At 68.9% G+C, this 14,833-nt stretch carries 16 protein-coding genes and 1 pseudogene; 9 read left to right on the top strand and 8 right to left on the bottom strand.

The genetic code is table 11. The annotated features are described in order from the left end of the window. Positions 1-371 precede the first annotated feature (371 nt). From ACSHXC_RS42395 to ACSHXC_RS42380, 4 genes are all read right to left on the bottom strand, one after another. The gene (locus tag ACSHXC_RS42395) at positions 372-605 is read right to left on the bottom strand and encodes a hypothetical protein (RefSeq protein WP_438297626.1); all 234 of its coding nucleotides are present in this window, start codon (positions 603-605) and stop codon (positions 372-374) included. 374 nt (positions 606-979) lie between these two features. Continuing rightward, positions 980-1,432 carry a peptidoglycan-binding domain-containing protein gene (locus ACSHXC_RS42390; RefSeq protein ID WP_438297624.1) on the bottom strand — a complete coding sequence of 151 codons (453 nt, stop codon included), beginning with the start codon at positions 1,430-1,432 and terminating at the stop codon, positions 980-982. An 809-nt stretch (positions 1,433-2,241) separates the two neighbouring features. Beyond that, positions 2,242-2,388 (bottom strand): hypothetical protein, encoded by a 147-nt coding sequence (locus ACSHXC_RS42385; RefSeq protein ID WP_438297622.1) that lies wholly within the window; start codon positions 2,386-2,388, stop codon positions 2,242-2,244. Between the two features lie 595 nt (positions 2,389-2,983). After that, positions 2,984-3,589, bottom strand: a complete 606-nt coding sequence (locus ACSHXC_RS42380) for a TetR/AcrR family transcriptional regulator (protein WP_438297621.1) — start codon at positions 3,587-3,589, stop codon at positions 2,984-2,986. A gap of 503 nt (positions 3,590-4,092) precedes the next feature. Between ACSHXC_RS42380 and ACSHXC_RS42375 the strand changes: the two genes are divergently transcribed. The 5 genes from ACSHXC_RS42375 (at position 4,093) to ACSHXC_RS42355 (ending at position 7,027) form a co-directional block, all read left to right on the top strand. Then, positions 4,093-4,506 carry a VOC family protein gene (locus tag ACSHXC_RS42375; RefSeq protein ID WP_438297620.1) on the top strand — a complete coding sequence of 138 codons (414 nt, stop codon included), beginning with the start codon at positions 4,093-4,095 and terminating at the stop codon, positions 4,504-4,506. 81 nt (positions 4,507-4,587) lie between these two features. After that, complete coding sequence (locus ACSHXC_RS42370) at positions 4,588-4,974, top strand: VOC family protein (RefSeq protein WP_438297619.1); 387 nt, start codon at positions 4,588-4,590, stop codon at positions 4,972-4,974. A gap of 167 nt (positions 4,975-5,141) precedes the next feature. Continuing rightward, positions 5,142-5,531 (top strand): ester cyclase, encoded by a 390-nt coding sequence (locus tag ACSHXC_RS42365; RefSeq protein ID WP_438297617.1) that lies wholly within the window; start codon positions 5,142-5,144, stop codon positions 5,529-5,531. 101 nt (positions 5,532-5,632) lie between these two features. Further along, entirely contained in the window at positions 5,633-6,586 is a 954-nt protein-coding gene (locus ACSHXC_RS42360; protein WP_438297615.1) for an SDR family oxidoreductase, read from the top strand. A 66-nt stretch (positions 6,587-6,652) separates the two neighbouring features. Continuing rightward, on the top strand, positions 6,653-7,027 hold the full coding sequence (locus ACSHXC_RS42355; RefSeq protein ID WP_438297613.1) for an MmcQ/YjbR family DNA-binding protein: 375 nt from the start codon (positions 6,653-6,655) through the stop codon (positions 7,025-7,027). Between the two features lie 363 nt (positions 7,028-7,390). On the opposite strand, the gene ACSHXC_RS42350 is transcribed toward ACSHXC_RS42355, so the two are convergent. The 3 genes and pseudogenes from ACSHXC_RS42350 to ACSHXC_RS42340 form a co-directional block, all read right to left on the bottom strand. Continuing rightward, complete coding sequence (locus tag ACSHXC_RS42350) at positions 7,391-7,678, bottom strand: hypothetical protein (RefSeq protein WP_438297662.1); 288 nt, start codon at positions 7,676-7,678, stop codon at positions 7,391-7,393. Between the two features lie 70 nt (positions 7,679-7,748). Continuing rightward, positions 7,749-7,849 (bottom strand): annotated as a pseudogene (locus ACSHXC_RS42345) (ArsR family transcriptional regulator); the annotation flags it as partial. Between the two features lie 317 nt (positions 7,850-8,166). Then, on the bottom strand, positions 8,167-10,488 hold the full coding sequence (locus tag ACSHXC_RS42340) for a hypothetical protein (RefSeq protein ID WP_438297611.1): 2,322 nt from the start codon (positions 10,486-10,488) through the stop codon (positions 8,167-8,169). A 218-nt stretch (positions 10,489-10,706) separates the two neighbouring features. On the opposite strand from ACSHXC_RS42340, the gene ACSHXC_RS42335 reads away from it, so the two are divergent. After that, the gene (locus tag ACSHXC_RS42335; protein WP_438297609.1) at positions 10,707-11,234 is read left to right on the top strand and encodes a hypothetical protein; all 528 of its coding nucleotides are present in this window, start codon (positions 10,707-10,709) and stop codon (positions 11,232-11,234) included. Positions 11,235-11,345: 111 nt separating this feature from the next. Continuing rightward, positions 11,346-11,960: a hypothetical protein gene (locus tag ACSHXC_RS42330; protein ID WP_438297608.1), complete on the top strand. Its 615-nt coding sequence runs from the start codon at positions 11,346-11,348 to the stop codon at positions 11,958-11,960. Positions 11,961-12,465: 505 nt separating this feature from the next. Here the strand turns inward: ACSHXC_RS42330 and ACSHXC_RS42325 are convergent. Further along, complete coding sequence (locus ACSHXC_RS42325; RefSeq protein ID WP_438297607.1) at positions 12,466-12,915, bottom strand: DUF523 domain-containing protein; 450 nt, start codon at positions 12,913-12,915, stop codon at positions 12,466-12,468. 342 nt (positions 12,916-13,257) lie between these two features. Here ACSHXC_RS42325 and ACSHXC_RS42320 point away from each other — a divergent pair, with 342 nt between their 5' ends. Both ACSHXC_RS42320 and ACSHXC_RS42315 read left to right on the top strand, forming a co-directional pair. Further along, positions 13,258-13,902, top strand: a complete 645-nt coding sequence (locus ACSHXC_RS42320) for a helicase associated domain-containing protein (RefSeq protein ID WP_438297606.1) — start codon at positions 13,258-13,260, stop codon at positions 13,900-13,902. Between the two features lie 523 nt (positions 13,903-14,425). Next, positions 14,426-14,791, top strand: coding sequence for a VOC family protein (locus tag ACSHXC_RS42315; RefSeq protein ID WP_438297604.1), 366 nt, complete (start codon positions 14,426-14,428; stop codon positions 14,789-14,791). The last annotated feature ends 42 nt before the right edge of the window (positions 14,792-14,833 follow it).

The following is a 14,833-nucleotide window of genomic DNA, read 5'->3' as shown; positions in this document are numbered from 1 at the left end:
GAAAAATCCGGCCCGCATCCGCAGGCCCGTATGAGCACCTCGCGCCGGGGCATGCCTGCGGCCGCGGGAGACGACCGGAGCAGACGCACCCATGGCGGACGGCACACCCGCCCCAGGCCGTCAGCGGCCAGCGGTGCGAACAGCGCGCAGTGCGGCGCCCCGGCCCCGACGACCACCTGCGGCACACAGAAGAGTATGAACCAGACATCACAACTACTCGCCTCTTATGTAACAAAAGACACTCACCGGACAACAAAGAAGCCCCTCATCCACCCCGCCCCAGACAGCCGTGGACCCGCGGCACCCCCGCAAGGAGCCCGCCGAGACCGTGCCCGGGGTGACCTCGCGCGGCGACGACACAGGACGCCGGCTCACCCGGCGAACTCAGTGTGCGACGCCGTACAGGCCCGTACCGCGCCGACGCCGAGCAGCGTGAAGGCTGGGGCGGTGCGGGGCGGGGCGGGGCGGCGTTCACACGGGGCCTGGCAGCGCTCGCCCAGTACGTCCAGCGCGAGCAGCGCACCGTCATTCCGCGGCAGCACACCGAACGGATCAGCATCGACGGCCAGGACCACGACGTACGGCTCGGGGTATGGCTCTCCCACCAGAAACCTGCCGCGACAAACTCAACGAACAACAGCTCGCCCACCTCGGCATGGACTGGGCCTGACCGGTGCGGTGCCCCCGGAGGGCGTGGGCGCCGACCGGCCGCTACAGGGCGGCTCCGCTGCGTGCGTGCGGCGGGAGCGGAGCCGCCACTGCGACCGTAGGAGCCCCAGCCCCATGCCGCCTGTGGGGCTGGGGCTGCGCGGCCTACCGGCTCTATGCGGCACGTAGGGAGAGAGAACTGGCCCTGTCCCGGGGAACGCCGACGGGACAGGGCCAGTGACCCGCTCGAACGCCGGGTGACACAACACGGAGCGGCTCCACCCGCCCCACCACCGACGTGCCGGGCCCGGACACGGCACCCCGGGTTGGCTCAGCAGCCCGTGGCGTTGTAATTCCAGAACGCGGCCCTGGTTTGCGGTCCGGCGATCCCGTCGTCGGCACCGGCGTTGTAGCCGACGCGGTTCAGGAAGCGCTGCAGCGCGCCGATCGTGTTGGGCCCGACGATCCCGTCTTCGGTACCGGCGTTGTAGCCCCAGGAGTTGAGCATCCTCTGCGCTGCCATCCAGCTGTTGGTACCCAGCTGCCCGTCGACAGTACCGGCGTTAAAGCCCCAGGCGTTCAGGCAACTCTGCCAGTTCCTCGCTCTGGCTGTGTCCAGGCCGAGGTTGTTCACCGCAAGGGGGGAGACGTGCCGACTGCTGACCGCGGGCCTTGCAGCCTGCTGGGGGGCCGCGAAGCTCGCACTCGCGCCCGCAAGACTCCCAGCGGCAATCCCGACGATGGCAGTCGTGGTGACGAGTGCCCTTGCCAGAGAAGATCGCATTGCTTCCTCTTTCGGTCGGATTTTGCAGAGCCTTCGACGCAACCGGCGCCGCCGGCCATCTGCGCCGGCCCAAGGGTTGCCGGTCTCCTGCGGCTGGAGCCAGTACGAATACGGCCTACTGCCACGGAGCGCCCAGTTCATGTCAAGCGCCAAGGCCTGCCCCGCCTGACCCACCCCGTCCCTCGAAACGAGTTGCGCCCATTCCCTTTCACGACCTGCCAGTTGGCAGGCCCTTTCCATGCCCGCAACTACCTTGGAGGGCCCCCTTCCGCATGTCTGAATCCACCCCGACCGCTAGCACCGACCCGGACACCACCACCCCGCCGACCCCGAGCGGCACCCCTTCGGCCCAAACTCCGCCTGCAGCACCGCCGGTTACTCCGGCGCGGCCGTTGATCCGGCGGCCCAGCGACGGCTGAGAGCGCCATCCATAGGATCGGCGCACGGGCGGCGCCACGGGCGGGCCCACCGTGAATGGGCGGGCGGCAGCCGTGTTCCGCCGCAGCAGCAGCCGGCGCGTAGCGCCTCGGGGGGCGTGCGCCGACCGGCACCCACCGGCCGCCGCGCTCCAAGAGCCGGGCGAGGCCGTCGCCCCGCCCGCCGGCTGGGGCCCCGCGCACGGCTTCAGTGAGCCGTCACTCCTGCAACCGGATCGCTCGGATCTGGAGGCGGCGGAGGTGCAGAGTGAGCAGGGCCTGCGCGAGGGAGGCCGGCGCGGGGGGCGAGTGCCTTGTTCACGGTCGCGGCGATCCTGTCGCGGTCCAGCGGTAGCGCGTTGGTGTCCGGGGCGGCTGGGCTGGCGGTGTAGGTCATGATGTGGCCCCTTCCGGCGCGGGGCGTACGGCTTCATCGAGGAACAGGCCCATGTCGTCGGGCTCGTCGTCGGGCTTGTGGAGGTAGTCCACGAACGCGGCGAGGTCGTCGAGCCAGTTGTGGAGCCGCGTGCGGCCGAGCACGTTCGCGGCGGCCAGATGCTCCTCGGAGGGGGCACGATGCCGGTCGCGTCGCCCGCCTCCAGGAGGTGGACGACGCGGCGCAGGGCGGGCCGCATGTCTGGCTGCGTGGACAGCGGCATCACGTCGTAGTGGACGGCGGCCGTGATCCAGTCGCGGGCGGCGGCGCCGGCGCGGAGATCGCCTATGACGGTGTCGGGGTCGCGGCCGTCTGCGACGCAGGCGTACAGGACGACGCGGGCGCGGCGGCCGTTTGCAGGCCGTTGGCGGCGTCAGCGAGGGTGTGTGGCGGCGGCCGGTGTCACCAGGGTCCTGGTCATGCCCGTACCGTCTCGCGCGCGGTCGCCGTACACGGCACACTCATCCCACGGCCTTCCTGCTGAGCGGTGTATCTGTGACGGAGCACAGCATCAGCAGAAGGCCGCTCCTGTGTGCCCTGATCTGGGCAAACCCCACTCACGTGTGAACACGTTCGAAGCCCGATGGATAAGCCACAAGCTCAACGGCCGGCGCGGAACCTCCCAGCCGTCCCGCGCCCCTGGTACCGCCCGACGGCCGACCACAGCCGGCTCGGGCGACGGCTCCCCTGGGCGTTCCCTCACGACGTGGCTGCGGGGCCTGGTGTGGGGAGTGTGGGGTTGGGGGTCAGGATGCGGCGCAGGATGTCTTCTACCTCGGCGCGGGTGGGCGGCTGGGAGCCGGCGAGTCCGGTCATGGTGAGGCCGTTCATCGCGGCGAGGGCGGCCCGGGCGGTCGAAGGATCGACGTACGGGAGCAGGGCGTTGGTGGTGGCCTGGGCGTACTGGTCGACGATGGGGCGCAGGGCCGGGCGGCGCAGGGCGGCGAGGTAGAGCTCCAGCTCGATGACCTGGTAGTCGCGGTTGGGGCCGAAGCAGCCCATCATGGCGTCGGTCAGCAGCACGATGTACTGCTCCAGGGTGAGGTCGGGGCGCTGGGCCACCCACTCGGTGAGCATGGCCGCGTAGCGCTCGTAGGCCCGCTGGAGGGCGGCCTGGATGAGGTCGTCCTTCGTCGCGAAGTGGTAGGTGGTGGCACCCAGCGGCACACCCGCCTCCTCGGCGACGGCCCGATGGGTGAGGCCCTCAATCCCCCGGGCGGCGATGACACGCTCGGTGGCCTCAGCGATCTCCGCGATGCGGCGCTGCGGGTCCCGGCGACGCCGGGCTGGTGACTGACTGGGCATGTGCGTCCGGGCTCCGGATCATGGAATCAGAAACTAATGTACGTACGTACGTACTGTACCCCGGGAAGACGCACCGGGCCGACCTGCGAAGCCGAGCGCCCCGGCCAGGGGAAGCCATCCGTCAATCACCCGCTCCGACCGGGCGGCGCCGGAGCGGGAGGCCGCGACACCCTCTGGAATGGGCGGGAACCCCGGGAAGTGCCGCGACAGGCTCCGTGTCACGGTTGAGCCGGGTCGGCGAAGGGCCCCGTGTCGGCCCGTCCGCGCAGGCGGCGGCGCCCCACGACCCCCGCGTGACCGCACCGGAGGAGTCTCGCCCCGTAGGGCAGATCACGACGAATGTCCGTATTGCGCAGCCTGCAGGACGGATGTACTGTACTTATGTACTGCTTGAGCGGAGGCTCCGCCCACAGTTAGGGCGATGGTCACGTACCCCTCCGCCTGCCGCCGACCACATTCCGCGGCCCGTACCCCTTGTGTTTCCCCTCCCCCGGAGTGTTCTCATGTCCCGCACCTCCTCCCTGCCCGTCGCCGTCGGAACGGTGACCTCGTACGCCTTCTGGGGTGACGACGGCAAGGCACTCGCCGCCTTCTACGCATCCGCCCTGGGCTGGCAGGTCACCCAGGAGTACCCGGACGAGAACGGCGTGCCGACCGCGTTCCTCGTCACCGACGGCACCACGACGTACGTCTTCTACACGGCCAAGGACTTCAAGGCCCCCAACTGGCCCGAGGACGAGCTCCCCTTCCACCTCGACCTGGCCTTCGACGACATCGAGACCGCCGAGCAGCGCCTGCTCGACCTGGGTGCCACCAAGCCGGCCCACCAGCCGGGCGGTGAGCACTGGACCGTCCTCAAGGACCCCTCCGGCCAGCCGTTCTGCATCAGCGCCGCCCGGGCACCCCAGGACGCCTGAGCGACCCCACCGGCACCCCTCCCCTTTCATTCCCCTCAACTCCCGTACGGCGAACGGGAACACACCGACAGGAGACCGACCATGGGCTACGCACCCTGCTTCAGCGTCAAGGACACCTCAGCCAGCATCGCCTTCTACGAAAAGCTCGGCTTCACGGTCGATTCCAGCGGCGCCAAGCCCGGCGACGACATCCACATGCTGTTCTACGACGGCGAGTTCTGCGCCATGCTCTACAGCAACGCGGACCTCAAGAACTGGCTGCCCGTCCTGGCGGACGCGCCCATCGGCTTCGCCGGCATGCACTACCTGGGCGTCGACGACCTCGATGCCTTCCACGACCTCATCGCCCGGCACGCGGAGATCGTCAAGCCGCTCACCGAGCACAACGGCATGCGCCTGTTCTACTTCCGCGACCTCGACGGCTACGTCATCGGCGTCAACGAGAAGGCCGCCGCCCCCGCCGCCTGACCAGACCCCCGGCCGGCTTCGACGTCCGCGATTACGGACGTCGAAGCCACCCCCGGCTCACACCGCGGCATCTAGGACCTCAGCTGGCCTATACCGCCGCCATCCTCTCCCTACCTCCCCGCACAGCACAGCACAGGTCCTGTACGGCACAGAAAAGAGCAATACCCATGAGCAGCCCCCAGACCCGCACGGACGCCGGCAAGCTGGTCCAGGAGTGGGCGGACGCCTACAACGCGCAGGACTTCGCACGGTTCGGTGCACTCTTCACCGACGACGTCGCCTATACCGTGAGCGCGTACGGCTTCGCCTTCACCGGGCGGGACACCTTCGTGAGCCACATCCGGGAGTACGCGGCCGCGGTCCCCGACCGCACGCTGACCCCCAAGCGGATCATCGCCGACGGCGACCTCATCGCCGTCGAAACCGACTTCGCGGGCACCAGCGCCGGCACCGTGCCGGCCCTGCCCCCGGCCGGACAGCCCGTCACCGCCGCCTTCTGCACCATCCTGCGACTGCGCGACGGAAAGATCGCCACGCAGGACGACTACATCGGCTGACCCGCCCACTCACCCCCACGCACCGTCACCTCCAGGACAGCAGACCCATGCCGACTCCTGCTGCCCCCGGGACGCCGAACACCCCAGAAAGGCCCACCCTGATGAACACCCCTCACCACCAGTCCGGGGAACCGAGCGCTACCAATCATCCCCTGGCGGGGAAGGTGGCCCTGGTCGCCGGCGCCACCCGGGGCGGGGCCCGCGCCATCGCCGTCGAACTGGGCCGGGCCGGCGCCACCGTCTACGTCACCGGCCGCACCACCCTCGACAACACCAGCCAGACAAATCCCTCCGCGCAGACCATCGAGGAGACCGCCGAACTCGTCAGCGCCGCCGGCGGCACCGGCATCGCCGTGGTGGCCGACCACCTCCAGGCCGACCAGGTACAGGCCCTGACCGAGCGCATCGACAAGGAGCAGGGGCACCTGGACGTGCTCGTCAACGCCGTCTGGGGCGGCGACCACCTGATTGAGCACGGCAAGAAGATGTGGGAGTACGACCTGGACAAGGGGCAGCAGATCCTGCGGCTCGGTGTCCAGACCCACTTCATCACCAGCCACTACGCCCTGCCCCTCATGATCCGCAAACCGGGCGCCCTGGTGGTCGAACTCACCGACGGCACCGAGGAGTTCAACCGCCGCTACCGCGAGCCGTTCTACTACGACCTCGCCAAGTACGCGCCGATCCGGATGGCCAAGGCACTGGCCCAGGAAGCCGGCGAGTACGGCTGCACCGCGGTGAGCCTGACCCCCGGTTTCATGCGGACCGAGGCGGTGCTGAAGATGTTCGGGGTGAGCGAGGAGAACTGGCGCGACGGCTGCAAGACCGACCCCACCTTCGCGATGTCCGAGACCCCCGCCTACGTCGCACGGGCCGTCACCGCCCTCGCCACCGACCCCGCGGTAAGCCGCCACAACGGCCACTCGCTGTCCGCCGGTGCCCTGGCCAAGGAGTACGGCTTCACCGACACCGACGGCTCCTCCCCGGACCCCGCACGGTACTTCGAGGAATTCATGAGCACCGGCACCGCCCCCGACCCCGCCGACTACCGCTGACCACCCCGCAGGTCCCGGGCTCCCGGGCCTGCCCCATGCGGAACGGCCGATCTGAAGGACGGTGCCATGACTCCGGCGGATGTCGCCGAGTTCGCCACGGGGCTGCCGGAGACGGCGGAGAGCGAACCCGGGCCCGGGATGACCCTGTTCAAGGTCGGCGGCAAGATCTTCGCCATCCTCACCCAGGCCACTGCCTCGCGCCCCGAGCAAATAACGCTCAAGAGCGACCCCGACAGCGCCCTGCACCTGCGTGAGCAGTACCCAGCCGTGGGCCCCAGTTTCTACGCGCGCCTGCGGCACTGGAACACCGTGGCCCTGGACGGCACCATACCCGCCGACGAACTCACCGACATGATCGAACACTCCTGGGAACACGTCGTCGCCAGCCTGCCCCGCACCACCCGCCACCGCCTGCAAAGACACCACCAGGACCAACCATGACCTGCCCTGCAGATCAAGCGCGCGGGAGCGCTTCACGCACGACCAGCCCTCCCTCCAAAGCATGCGACCTGGGCACGTACGCCTGACACTCGTCGCGGCGGCCTCACATGCAACTCCCGAGCCTCACCTGGCGTGCCGCCGACACAACCCCCCGTCCTCCGACAGCTCGCTCAAGGTCGGCATCGACAGCCTCTGCCACGGCGGATGACTCTCAGGCAGCGTGGCCGTTTCTCGGCCGGGAGATCGTCTTCGTTCAGCAGAGCCTGACTGGCGGTCTTCCGGGTCCCCGGTTAGGCCTTTGCCAGGTATTAGACGCAGTGAGGGCCCCCGGTAATCCCTTGAGGCCCTTGCTGTGTTCACCGGTCAGCTGTCGTTGGCCGGCTCGCGTTTCACGCTGGCAATGTTGACGACCTTGCTGGTGCGACGGGCTGCCTTGCGAGCCTTCTCCGCGGTCTGTTCCGCGAGACGGAGTTCGTACTCCTCCTCGAAGTGCCCGATGTCAAGCCGCAGATCCGCCGGCAGGTCCCGGATGGCACGTTCCTGCTCCTCGGGGAACCGGTAGCCGCTGACCATCGGGTTGAGCTGATAGCGGCCGGGACGGCGGTCGATGATCAGGCGTGCGGCCACCAGGTGCTGCAGAGCCTTGCTCAAGGTGGTGCGTTCTGTTGCCAGTTCCACGGACAGCTCGCCCTGGGTGCGCCTGACATCTCCGCCGGGCCCCTGCACGGCCCCGGCGTTCTCCGATGACGAGTCCGAGATTGCGCAGCAGGCGGAGCTGGTGGGAGCAGGCGGAGGCCTTCCCATACCGACGGCTTCGGCGAGACCGCTCACCGAGCACGGGCCTCCCTCCCCGGGTGCCCGGCGAGGGAGGCCCGCCGCCTAGGGGACGATGATCACCTGGTACGCCTCACCGTCGAGGATGCGATCGGACTTCACCACCCGCCCCAGCTCGCCAGCTGCGGCCTTGTTGTCGCCGTAGTCGACATGGGCCCGCATGTGTGGCCTTGGGCCACCGTCCGCACCTTGCGGATCTCGAACTCCATTGCCCCCCCTTGAACTGGGGTGTTGCGACGACTCCTAGAACCCAAAGTGCCGGGTGGGGGCCTTCTACTACAGCGACGCCATCGCGCGCTGTCAGGTCAGCTGTCGGTGGGGCGGCGCCGCTGCCACCACGCCAGGGCTATGCCGGCGGACAGCAGGGCTGCTGCGAGGGCGCCGATGGTGACGATCTGGGTTCCGGTGCTGGCGAGGTTGCCGTCGTTCTTGCCGCCTGCGGCCGGTGGGGTGGCGGGGGGCGGGGTGTGGCCTCCGTTAGTGGGTGTGGGCTGGGGGGTGTGGGTGGGGGGTGTGGTGGGCTTCCCGGTGTGCGTCGGTGTGGGGTTGGGGGTGGGGTTGTCGTCGCCCGAAGCGCTGTTGTCGCCGCCGATCAGCGTGGTGCCGCTGTCCTGGTAGCTGACGGCCTCGTTGCGGGCGCCCTTGGTGACGGAGGGAAGGTTGGGCTTTTCCACGCGGAAGCGGGCCTGGCTGATGGGCTGCTGGGGCTGCTGGGAGAAGTCGACGCCGCCGACGGTGTAGACCCACACCTGTCCGCCAACGGGGATCTGGTACTTGAAGTCGCCCTCGGTGTAGGACTTCTTCATCTGCTTCCACACGGTCAGCTTGTCCCAGTCGGCGTTTTGGCCGCGCAGCGGCCAGCGGCCTACCTGGTTGCTGTTGAGGATCTTGTTGAAGGACCCGGCGAACGCCCGGGGGTTCTTGGTGACGGTCTGGCGGACGTACTCGGCTCCGATGCGGGCCTTGTAGACGCGGCGCAGATCGGCGTACTTGGGAGCCTCGTTGACCTGCTTCTCGACGACGGGCAGCAGGGTCCGCTTGTAGACGTCCATGTTGTGGTCGGTCTGGGCCTTGGTCAGCTTGCACGGCATGCCGCCGCCGGGTCCGGGGCTGTTGTAGTCCTGGGCGACGGTCTTGACCTCAAGGGGTGCGTCCAGGATGTACAGGCCGTCGTCCTCCTCGCGGACCTTCGCTTTCCTCGGTGTGATCCAGTTGCGGGTCGAGCCCATGCACGGCTTGCCGTCGACCTTGCTGATCTCGTTCCAGAACCGCTTACCGGCGTCAGTCTTGGGGTCTTCGGCGCGGCCGAAGTCACGCTTCATCTCCATGTCGGCCTGAAGCAGTACGCGACCGGCGTCGGTCTTGTCGAACGGCGCCTTCATGATCGTCGCCGGGTCGTCCGGGTTCAGGTTCACCCAGAAGTGGTCCGGGGTCAGCGCCAGCCAGGTGAAGAAAGCGTCGTTGATGAGCTGCGACTTTTCCTTGCCGCCCCAGCCGCCTTCGCCGTCCTCAGTGTTCCTCGCGGAGAACGCGTAGGAGACGTTCCCGTTCTTGGTCTGGCCGATGTAGGACAGGTCGAGAGTGGAGAAGTCGATGCCTCCGTAGGCGCGGAGGTTCTGGCTGGGGTTGGTGATGAGGGGGTTGTTGCGTTCCTGCATGCGCCGTACGTCGCTCGGCTTGGGCGGGGACTGGCGGATCGTGTTCGTTCCCGACCCGAAGGAGGGACGGTTGGGGTCGGGAGTGAGGAGGTTGGTGCTGCGCGGGGTCCACTTGCCGGTGGTGAAGCGGGGGTTGGGGGTGGCGTCGTGCCGGTAGTACTCGACACCGGCCGCCTTGTACTTGGCGATGGTGGACGGGTCGGGCTGCTGCCCGGTGATGTAGACGACCTTCCAGCCGCGTTTGGCCAGCTCCTCATCGATCTTGAGCTGGTTGGGCCGATACTGGTCGATGCCCGACTTCATCTCGTAGACCGTCTTGGTACGCGGGTTGACCGCGTCGAAGGTCCGGCCGTCCTTGAAGGCCGCCTTGCCGAGCTTGGCTTCCAGCTCCTTGTAGAGCTTGGGGTCCATGTCCTTGAGTTTCTTCTGGCACAGCCAGTCCACGCCGCCGAGGTTGAAGCGGCGTACCACTTCACGCTCGTACGCTTCGCCCCGCTTGTTGTTGCCCTCGTTGCGGGCGTAGACGTTGTTCAGCCACTCGTTGTAGGTGCCCGCATACCGCTTGTCGGCCTTGGGGTTGGCCTGGTTCTCCTCCCAGGAGAGCTTGGAGTGCTCCGGAGTGCCCCAGTCGTAGTCCTTCTTCGTCTTCCCCTCGGGAATGTGGATCTCGCCCGGGTCTTGCAGGTCCCCGTACCCGAGCGCCAAGTTGTCGTAGGGGTAGAACGTGTCCGGGGCCCCCGGGGTGTTCCACTGGCCCGGTCCCGTCGGCTTGTAACCGGGCAACGTGTACCGGGGCGGTGGGGTCGCGCTCGTGCCGTAACGGTCCATGCAGCGGTCCGGGGCCGCCGCGACGGCCACGCCGGCCCCACCCGGAACGGGAAGCGGGCCTGCGGTCAGCGCGGTCATGCCGAGCACGACGGCCGCCGTACGCAGCCAGAACCAACTGCGTGCGCGTATCGCAAGGTGCATTGATCGGTCCCTCATGGGGGCAGAAAGTAGAGCGCCAGGGCGGGACGTGGCCTCGCCGGGCGGGCGTGGTGCATGGCCCCCGTTGCTGCACTCACGCCCCAGCACCCTAACCACCAACACCCCGCGAACAACAGCAGATACACGCCCCGCCGCGCGCCCAACACCGCATCTCCACACCCCACTTGGGGTCCAAGGCCCGGCCCGTAGGGTTAGGGACCATGACAACGGACCATGGCCGCGACGGCGGCGACAGTGATCTCCTGGCCCTCTGGCTGATGCGCCGGGACGTCGAAGTGGGCAAGCTCCAGGCCGCCGACGGTCCCGCGCTGCCCGACGGTTTCCTCTTCGACTACAGCCCCGCAAGTCTTCCCGTTCTGGAAGACGCCGCCCTGGCCTACCAGGCGCAGACGGCGGCCGAAGGCCACGGATCCCAGATCGCCTTCTACACCCTGGCTCTGGCCGCCTACCTGGGCGAGACGATCCTGCACACGGCCGGAGGCCACTGGGACTGGGAAGGCAGCGAAGAAGACGGCACTCCCCTCGTCCTGGTCGACCCGGTCCTGAAAGCCGGACCCGTACGGCTGCGCGACATCGTCGAGAGAGCCCTCACCGAAGCCACCGGCGGCGTGTTCGCCGAAGAGCACGGCTGGATGCAGATCGCCGCCGACGCCCAGCACCAGAGTGACCCCGCCTGGCGGCCGATACAGACCGAAGGCGGCACACACCAGGCCGGACCACAGCGGTGACCGAACCCGAACTCCGCGAACGTCCCGAATGCCTCCAGGACATCGACATGGGCGACGTCGTGTTCACCGGCACCGTCTACGGCCTGTACGGCATTCGCCGCGGCGTCTTCGGTGGGGTTCTTCACCTTCGCGGCGCTCGGTTTGTTCTCCTCGCTCGGCGCGATCATCATCCGCGGCCAGCTGGGCATCACCTCCCGCGCCGTCGCCGGCATCGGACCGTTCACGATGTTCGCCGCCTCTGCGGTCGCCCAACTGGCTGTGGGCAGGTTGCCGTTGGTCCGGCTGTTGCAGATCGGCGCCGTGCTCTTCCCGGTCGGAATGGCCCTGACCGCCGGATCGCTGTACCACCCGACGCTGACCCTCTTCCTCGGCGCGGCCGCGGTCGCCGGCGCCGGCGCGGGTCTGCTGTTCAAGGGCGCCGCCAGCCAGATCGCGGTGGTCGCGAGCCCCACGTCGCGCGCGGGTGTGCTCGCGATGTTCTTCGTCATCGCCTACATCGGCATGGGCCTGCCCTCGATCCTTTTCAGCGTGGTCATCCAGCACATTCGGCTACAGCCCGCCATGATCGGATTCGCCGTCGCGCTGTCGGGCGGCGCCATCGTGGCCGCCGTGGCCACCGGTCGCGGCGGAACGCGCCACACGGCGGGCGGACGGCACCGCGCGGTCCGCGGGGCGGGCTGCGGCCAGCATCGCGCGTCCCGTCGCCGCGCTCCCGGCCGCAGCTGATCCTCGACAAGCCGACACGACATGCCCCCCCGGGCGGTGATCACCGTCAGCCGCTCCCATCAGTCCGCGGCAGCGCCGTACGCCTGCCGGACCACCAGGGCAGCCACGCACCACCCGGACAGGCAGCGGAGCGAGCCGGGACAAGGGAGCGGGCCTGAAACGGACGTGACCATTTGGCCACAACCAGCGACGACGAACTTAGGCACTCGAAGCCCGAGCAGAAGCCGACGCCCTGCAGCGACAGCCAATACCCCTGGTAGGTAGACATCCTTCAGGGGGAAGCGCCAACCACGGCCAGGAACTCTCCTGTGTACGGCTACTGAGGAGGTGGGCGCGGGCGTATCCCCTTATCCACTTATTCACGCTGACCGCAGCAGCGACGTACGCAGATAGAGGACAGGCGCGGCGTCATCGTCCGGGGCCGATCTCAACGGCCAGCCGGACGGCAGTCGCTCAACAACCCCGCGGGGTGGTCGACATCGGTTGACCGTCAGGGCAGGCGGCGTCACACGCCGGGTGCGGACCGCACGGTGACCCCGTTCCGCTCAAGCAGCGCCGCCGTCACCCCGTCACCCTGGACCAGTGCCCCGGCGAATGACCCGTCGTACACCACCCCCCGTCCGCACGACGGACTGCGCGGCATCAACAGGGCCTCCGTGCAGCCTCCATGCCGCGCCGCCGCGAGTGCGCGCCGTGCTCCGTCCACGAACTCCGCTGTCACGTCACGCCCAGTGTCTTCAACGACCCGCGCCGTCCCGTCGAGCACGTCGTGCCCGTCGCCGCCCACCAGCTCCGCCGGCCGCCGCGGTGTCGCGAGGCCACCCGCGACCTCTGGGCAGAAGGAGACGACTTCGCGAGCGGCCACTGCCGCCTCGATCGCCGACGACGCCTTGTGGCGCCCGTCGAACCGGCACGGCACCCCGCGCAGACACGCACTGACCAAGATTGCTTCCACACCGCCAGGCTAGCCATAGCGAAGGGCTGGTGCGGTCGTCGGTCTACGAGGCGGACACGCCCGCTGATTGAGCCCGCAGACAACTGGGGCAAGGGGCAGGGGCTGGGGATTTGCCAAAGGTTCTCGGTGAGCCGCGCTGTAACCAGCGCCTCACTGTGAACGGCCGGCCCCGTGGAGGGACGCTGGAGGGGGCTGTGGTGGGACTCATAGCCGACTCCTCCACAGACCCCTCCACGCTGGTCAGCGATCCAGCGCACCTTCGGTGCGCGCCGGGGGCGCGGTTAATCGTCCCTCGGCCCGATCCTGGACGTCCCCGAGGGTCGTCAAAGCCGCCAGGCAGCCGTGGGCTGCGCGCTGGCCGCGCCCCGGCATGCCACGGCGCTGGATCGGCCGGTCGGGCAATGGCTCACCAACATCCGCCGCCCCGGCGGACTGGGCAAAGACGCCGACCGCGCCGAGCGGCGGGACGCTCAGCTCTCCGCGGCCGATCCGGACTGGAACCCGGCCGCACTAGGGTGGTCGGTGGACTGGCAGCGCCACCACGTCGGCCTGGCGGCCCTGTTGGACGAGGGGGCGCTGCTGACGGACATCGTCCCCGGGGTGACGGCGCGGGGACAACATCGGGCGCTGGCTCCCCCGCCGGCAGCGCGACCTCGGCAGGCTCAACGCCGAGCAGCAGAAAGCGACTCGCTGAACTCGGTGTGCGCCCACCTGTACAGGCCCGCAAGGCACCGGTGTCCGGCGCCGCGAAGACTGGCGGGACGGGATACGGAGGCCTTCACACGGGGCCTGGCCGCGCTTACGCAGTACGTCCAGCGCGAGCAGCGCACCGTCATCCCCCGCCAGCACACCGAACACATCACCATCGACGGCCAGGACCACGACGTACGCCTCGGCATGTGGGTGTCCAACCAGAACAGCAGCCGCGACAAGCTCAACGAACAGCAACTCGCCAACCTCGCCGAGCTCGGGATGGACTGGGCATAGGACATCCGGGATGCAGGTGCGCTTCGGCGTCCGATTCGAGGTGCACACCCGCCCCCGGGCACCCCGCACAGCCCCGCAAAGGCGTGCCACAGCAACAGTCGCCGCCCGGAACTGATCGGCCAGGAACTCGTTGAACCACTCGCCTCACACCCCCAGTGAGGTGCACGGGCTCAGGGCCCCGCAGCCGTAGTGGGGCCTGAGTCGTTTCCGTACCCGCCAACAGCCGCACAGGAGGCCCGGCACCGCGCGGACACCCCGTGGCCGCACGATCCCAACTCCCCCACGGCCCCGTCCCCGCCGCACCCGCTCCCCCAAGACCCCACCCTCTCCTTCTTGACCATGGGGCGCAGGGGGACGGGCAGAAGGGGATGGTGATGTCTCCTGTAGTGGTGTAGCAGCGATCTCTTCTCGCGACTTGCTGCTACCGCATCGCGCTACTACACCTCTGCGAAACACGATCCGCACGCCGGACCGGCGGTCGACGGCAGGCACCCCCAGCCCTGGCAGCCGGCCGACCCTGTTTATGCTCACGCCCATGGCACTCGAATGGGAACAGATCATCGTCGACTCCTCCGACCCCATCGCCCTCGGGCGCTGGTGGGCCGAAGCTCTCGGCTGGGTAGTGGTCGACGAATCCGAGGAGATCATCGAGATCCGGCCTGAGCCGGACCAGATGCCGGGGCTGCTCTTCGTGCCTGTCCCCGAGGGCAAGACGTCGAAGAACCGGCTCCACCCCGACTTCCGCCCCGACGACCAGGAGGCCGAGGTCGCCCGGCTGCTCTCCCTCGGTGCCCGGCCCGCCGACACCGTGCAGGACGAGCAGCACTGGGTGACCCTCCTCGACCCCGAGGGCAACGAATTCTGTGTCCTGGGCGAGCGGAAGAGCTGAGCGGGGCCGGGCAGCCGTTCGGGCGAAGGTCCCGGACGGTTT

Origin of the sequence: Streptomyces sp. HUAS TT7 (assembly GCF_051550175.1) — a bacterium.
Taxonomy (GTDB): domain Bacteria; phylum Actinomycetota; class Actinomycetes; order Streptomycetales; family Streptomycetaceae; genus Streptomyces.
This window is presented reverse-complemented; position numbering and strand designations above follow the sequence as displayed.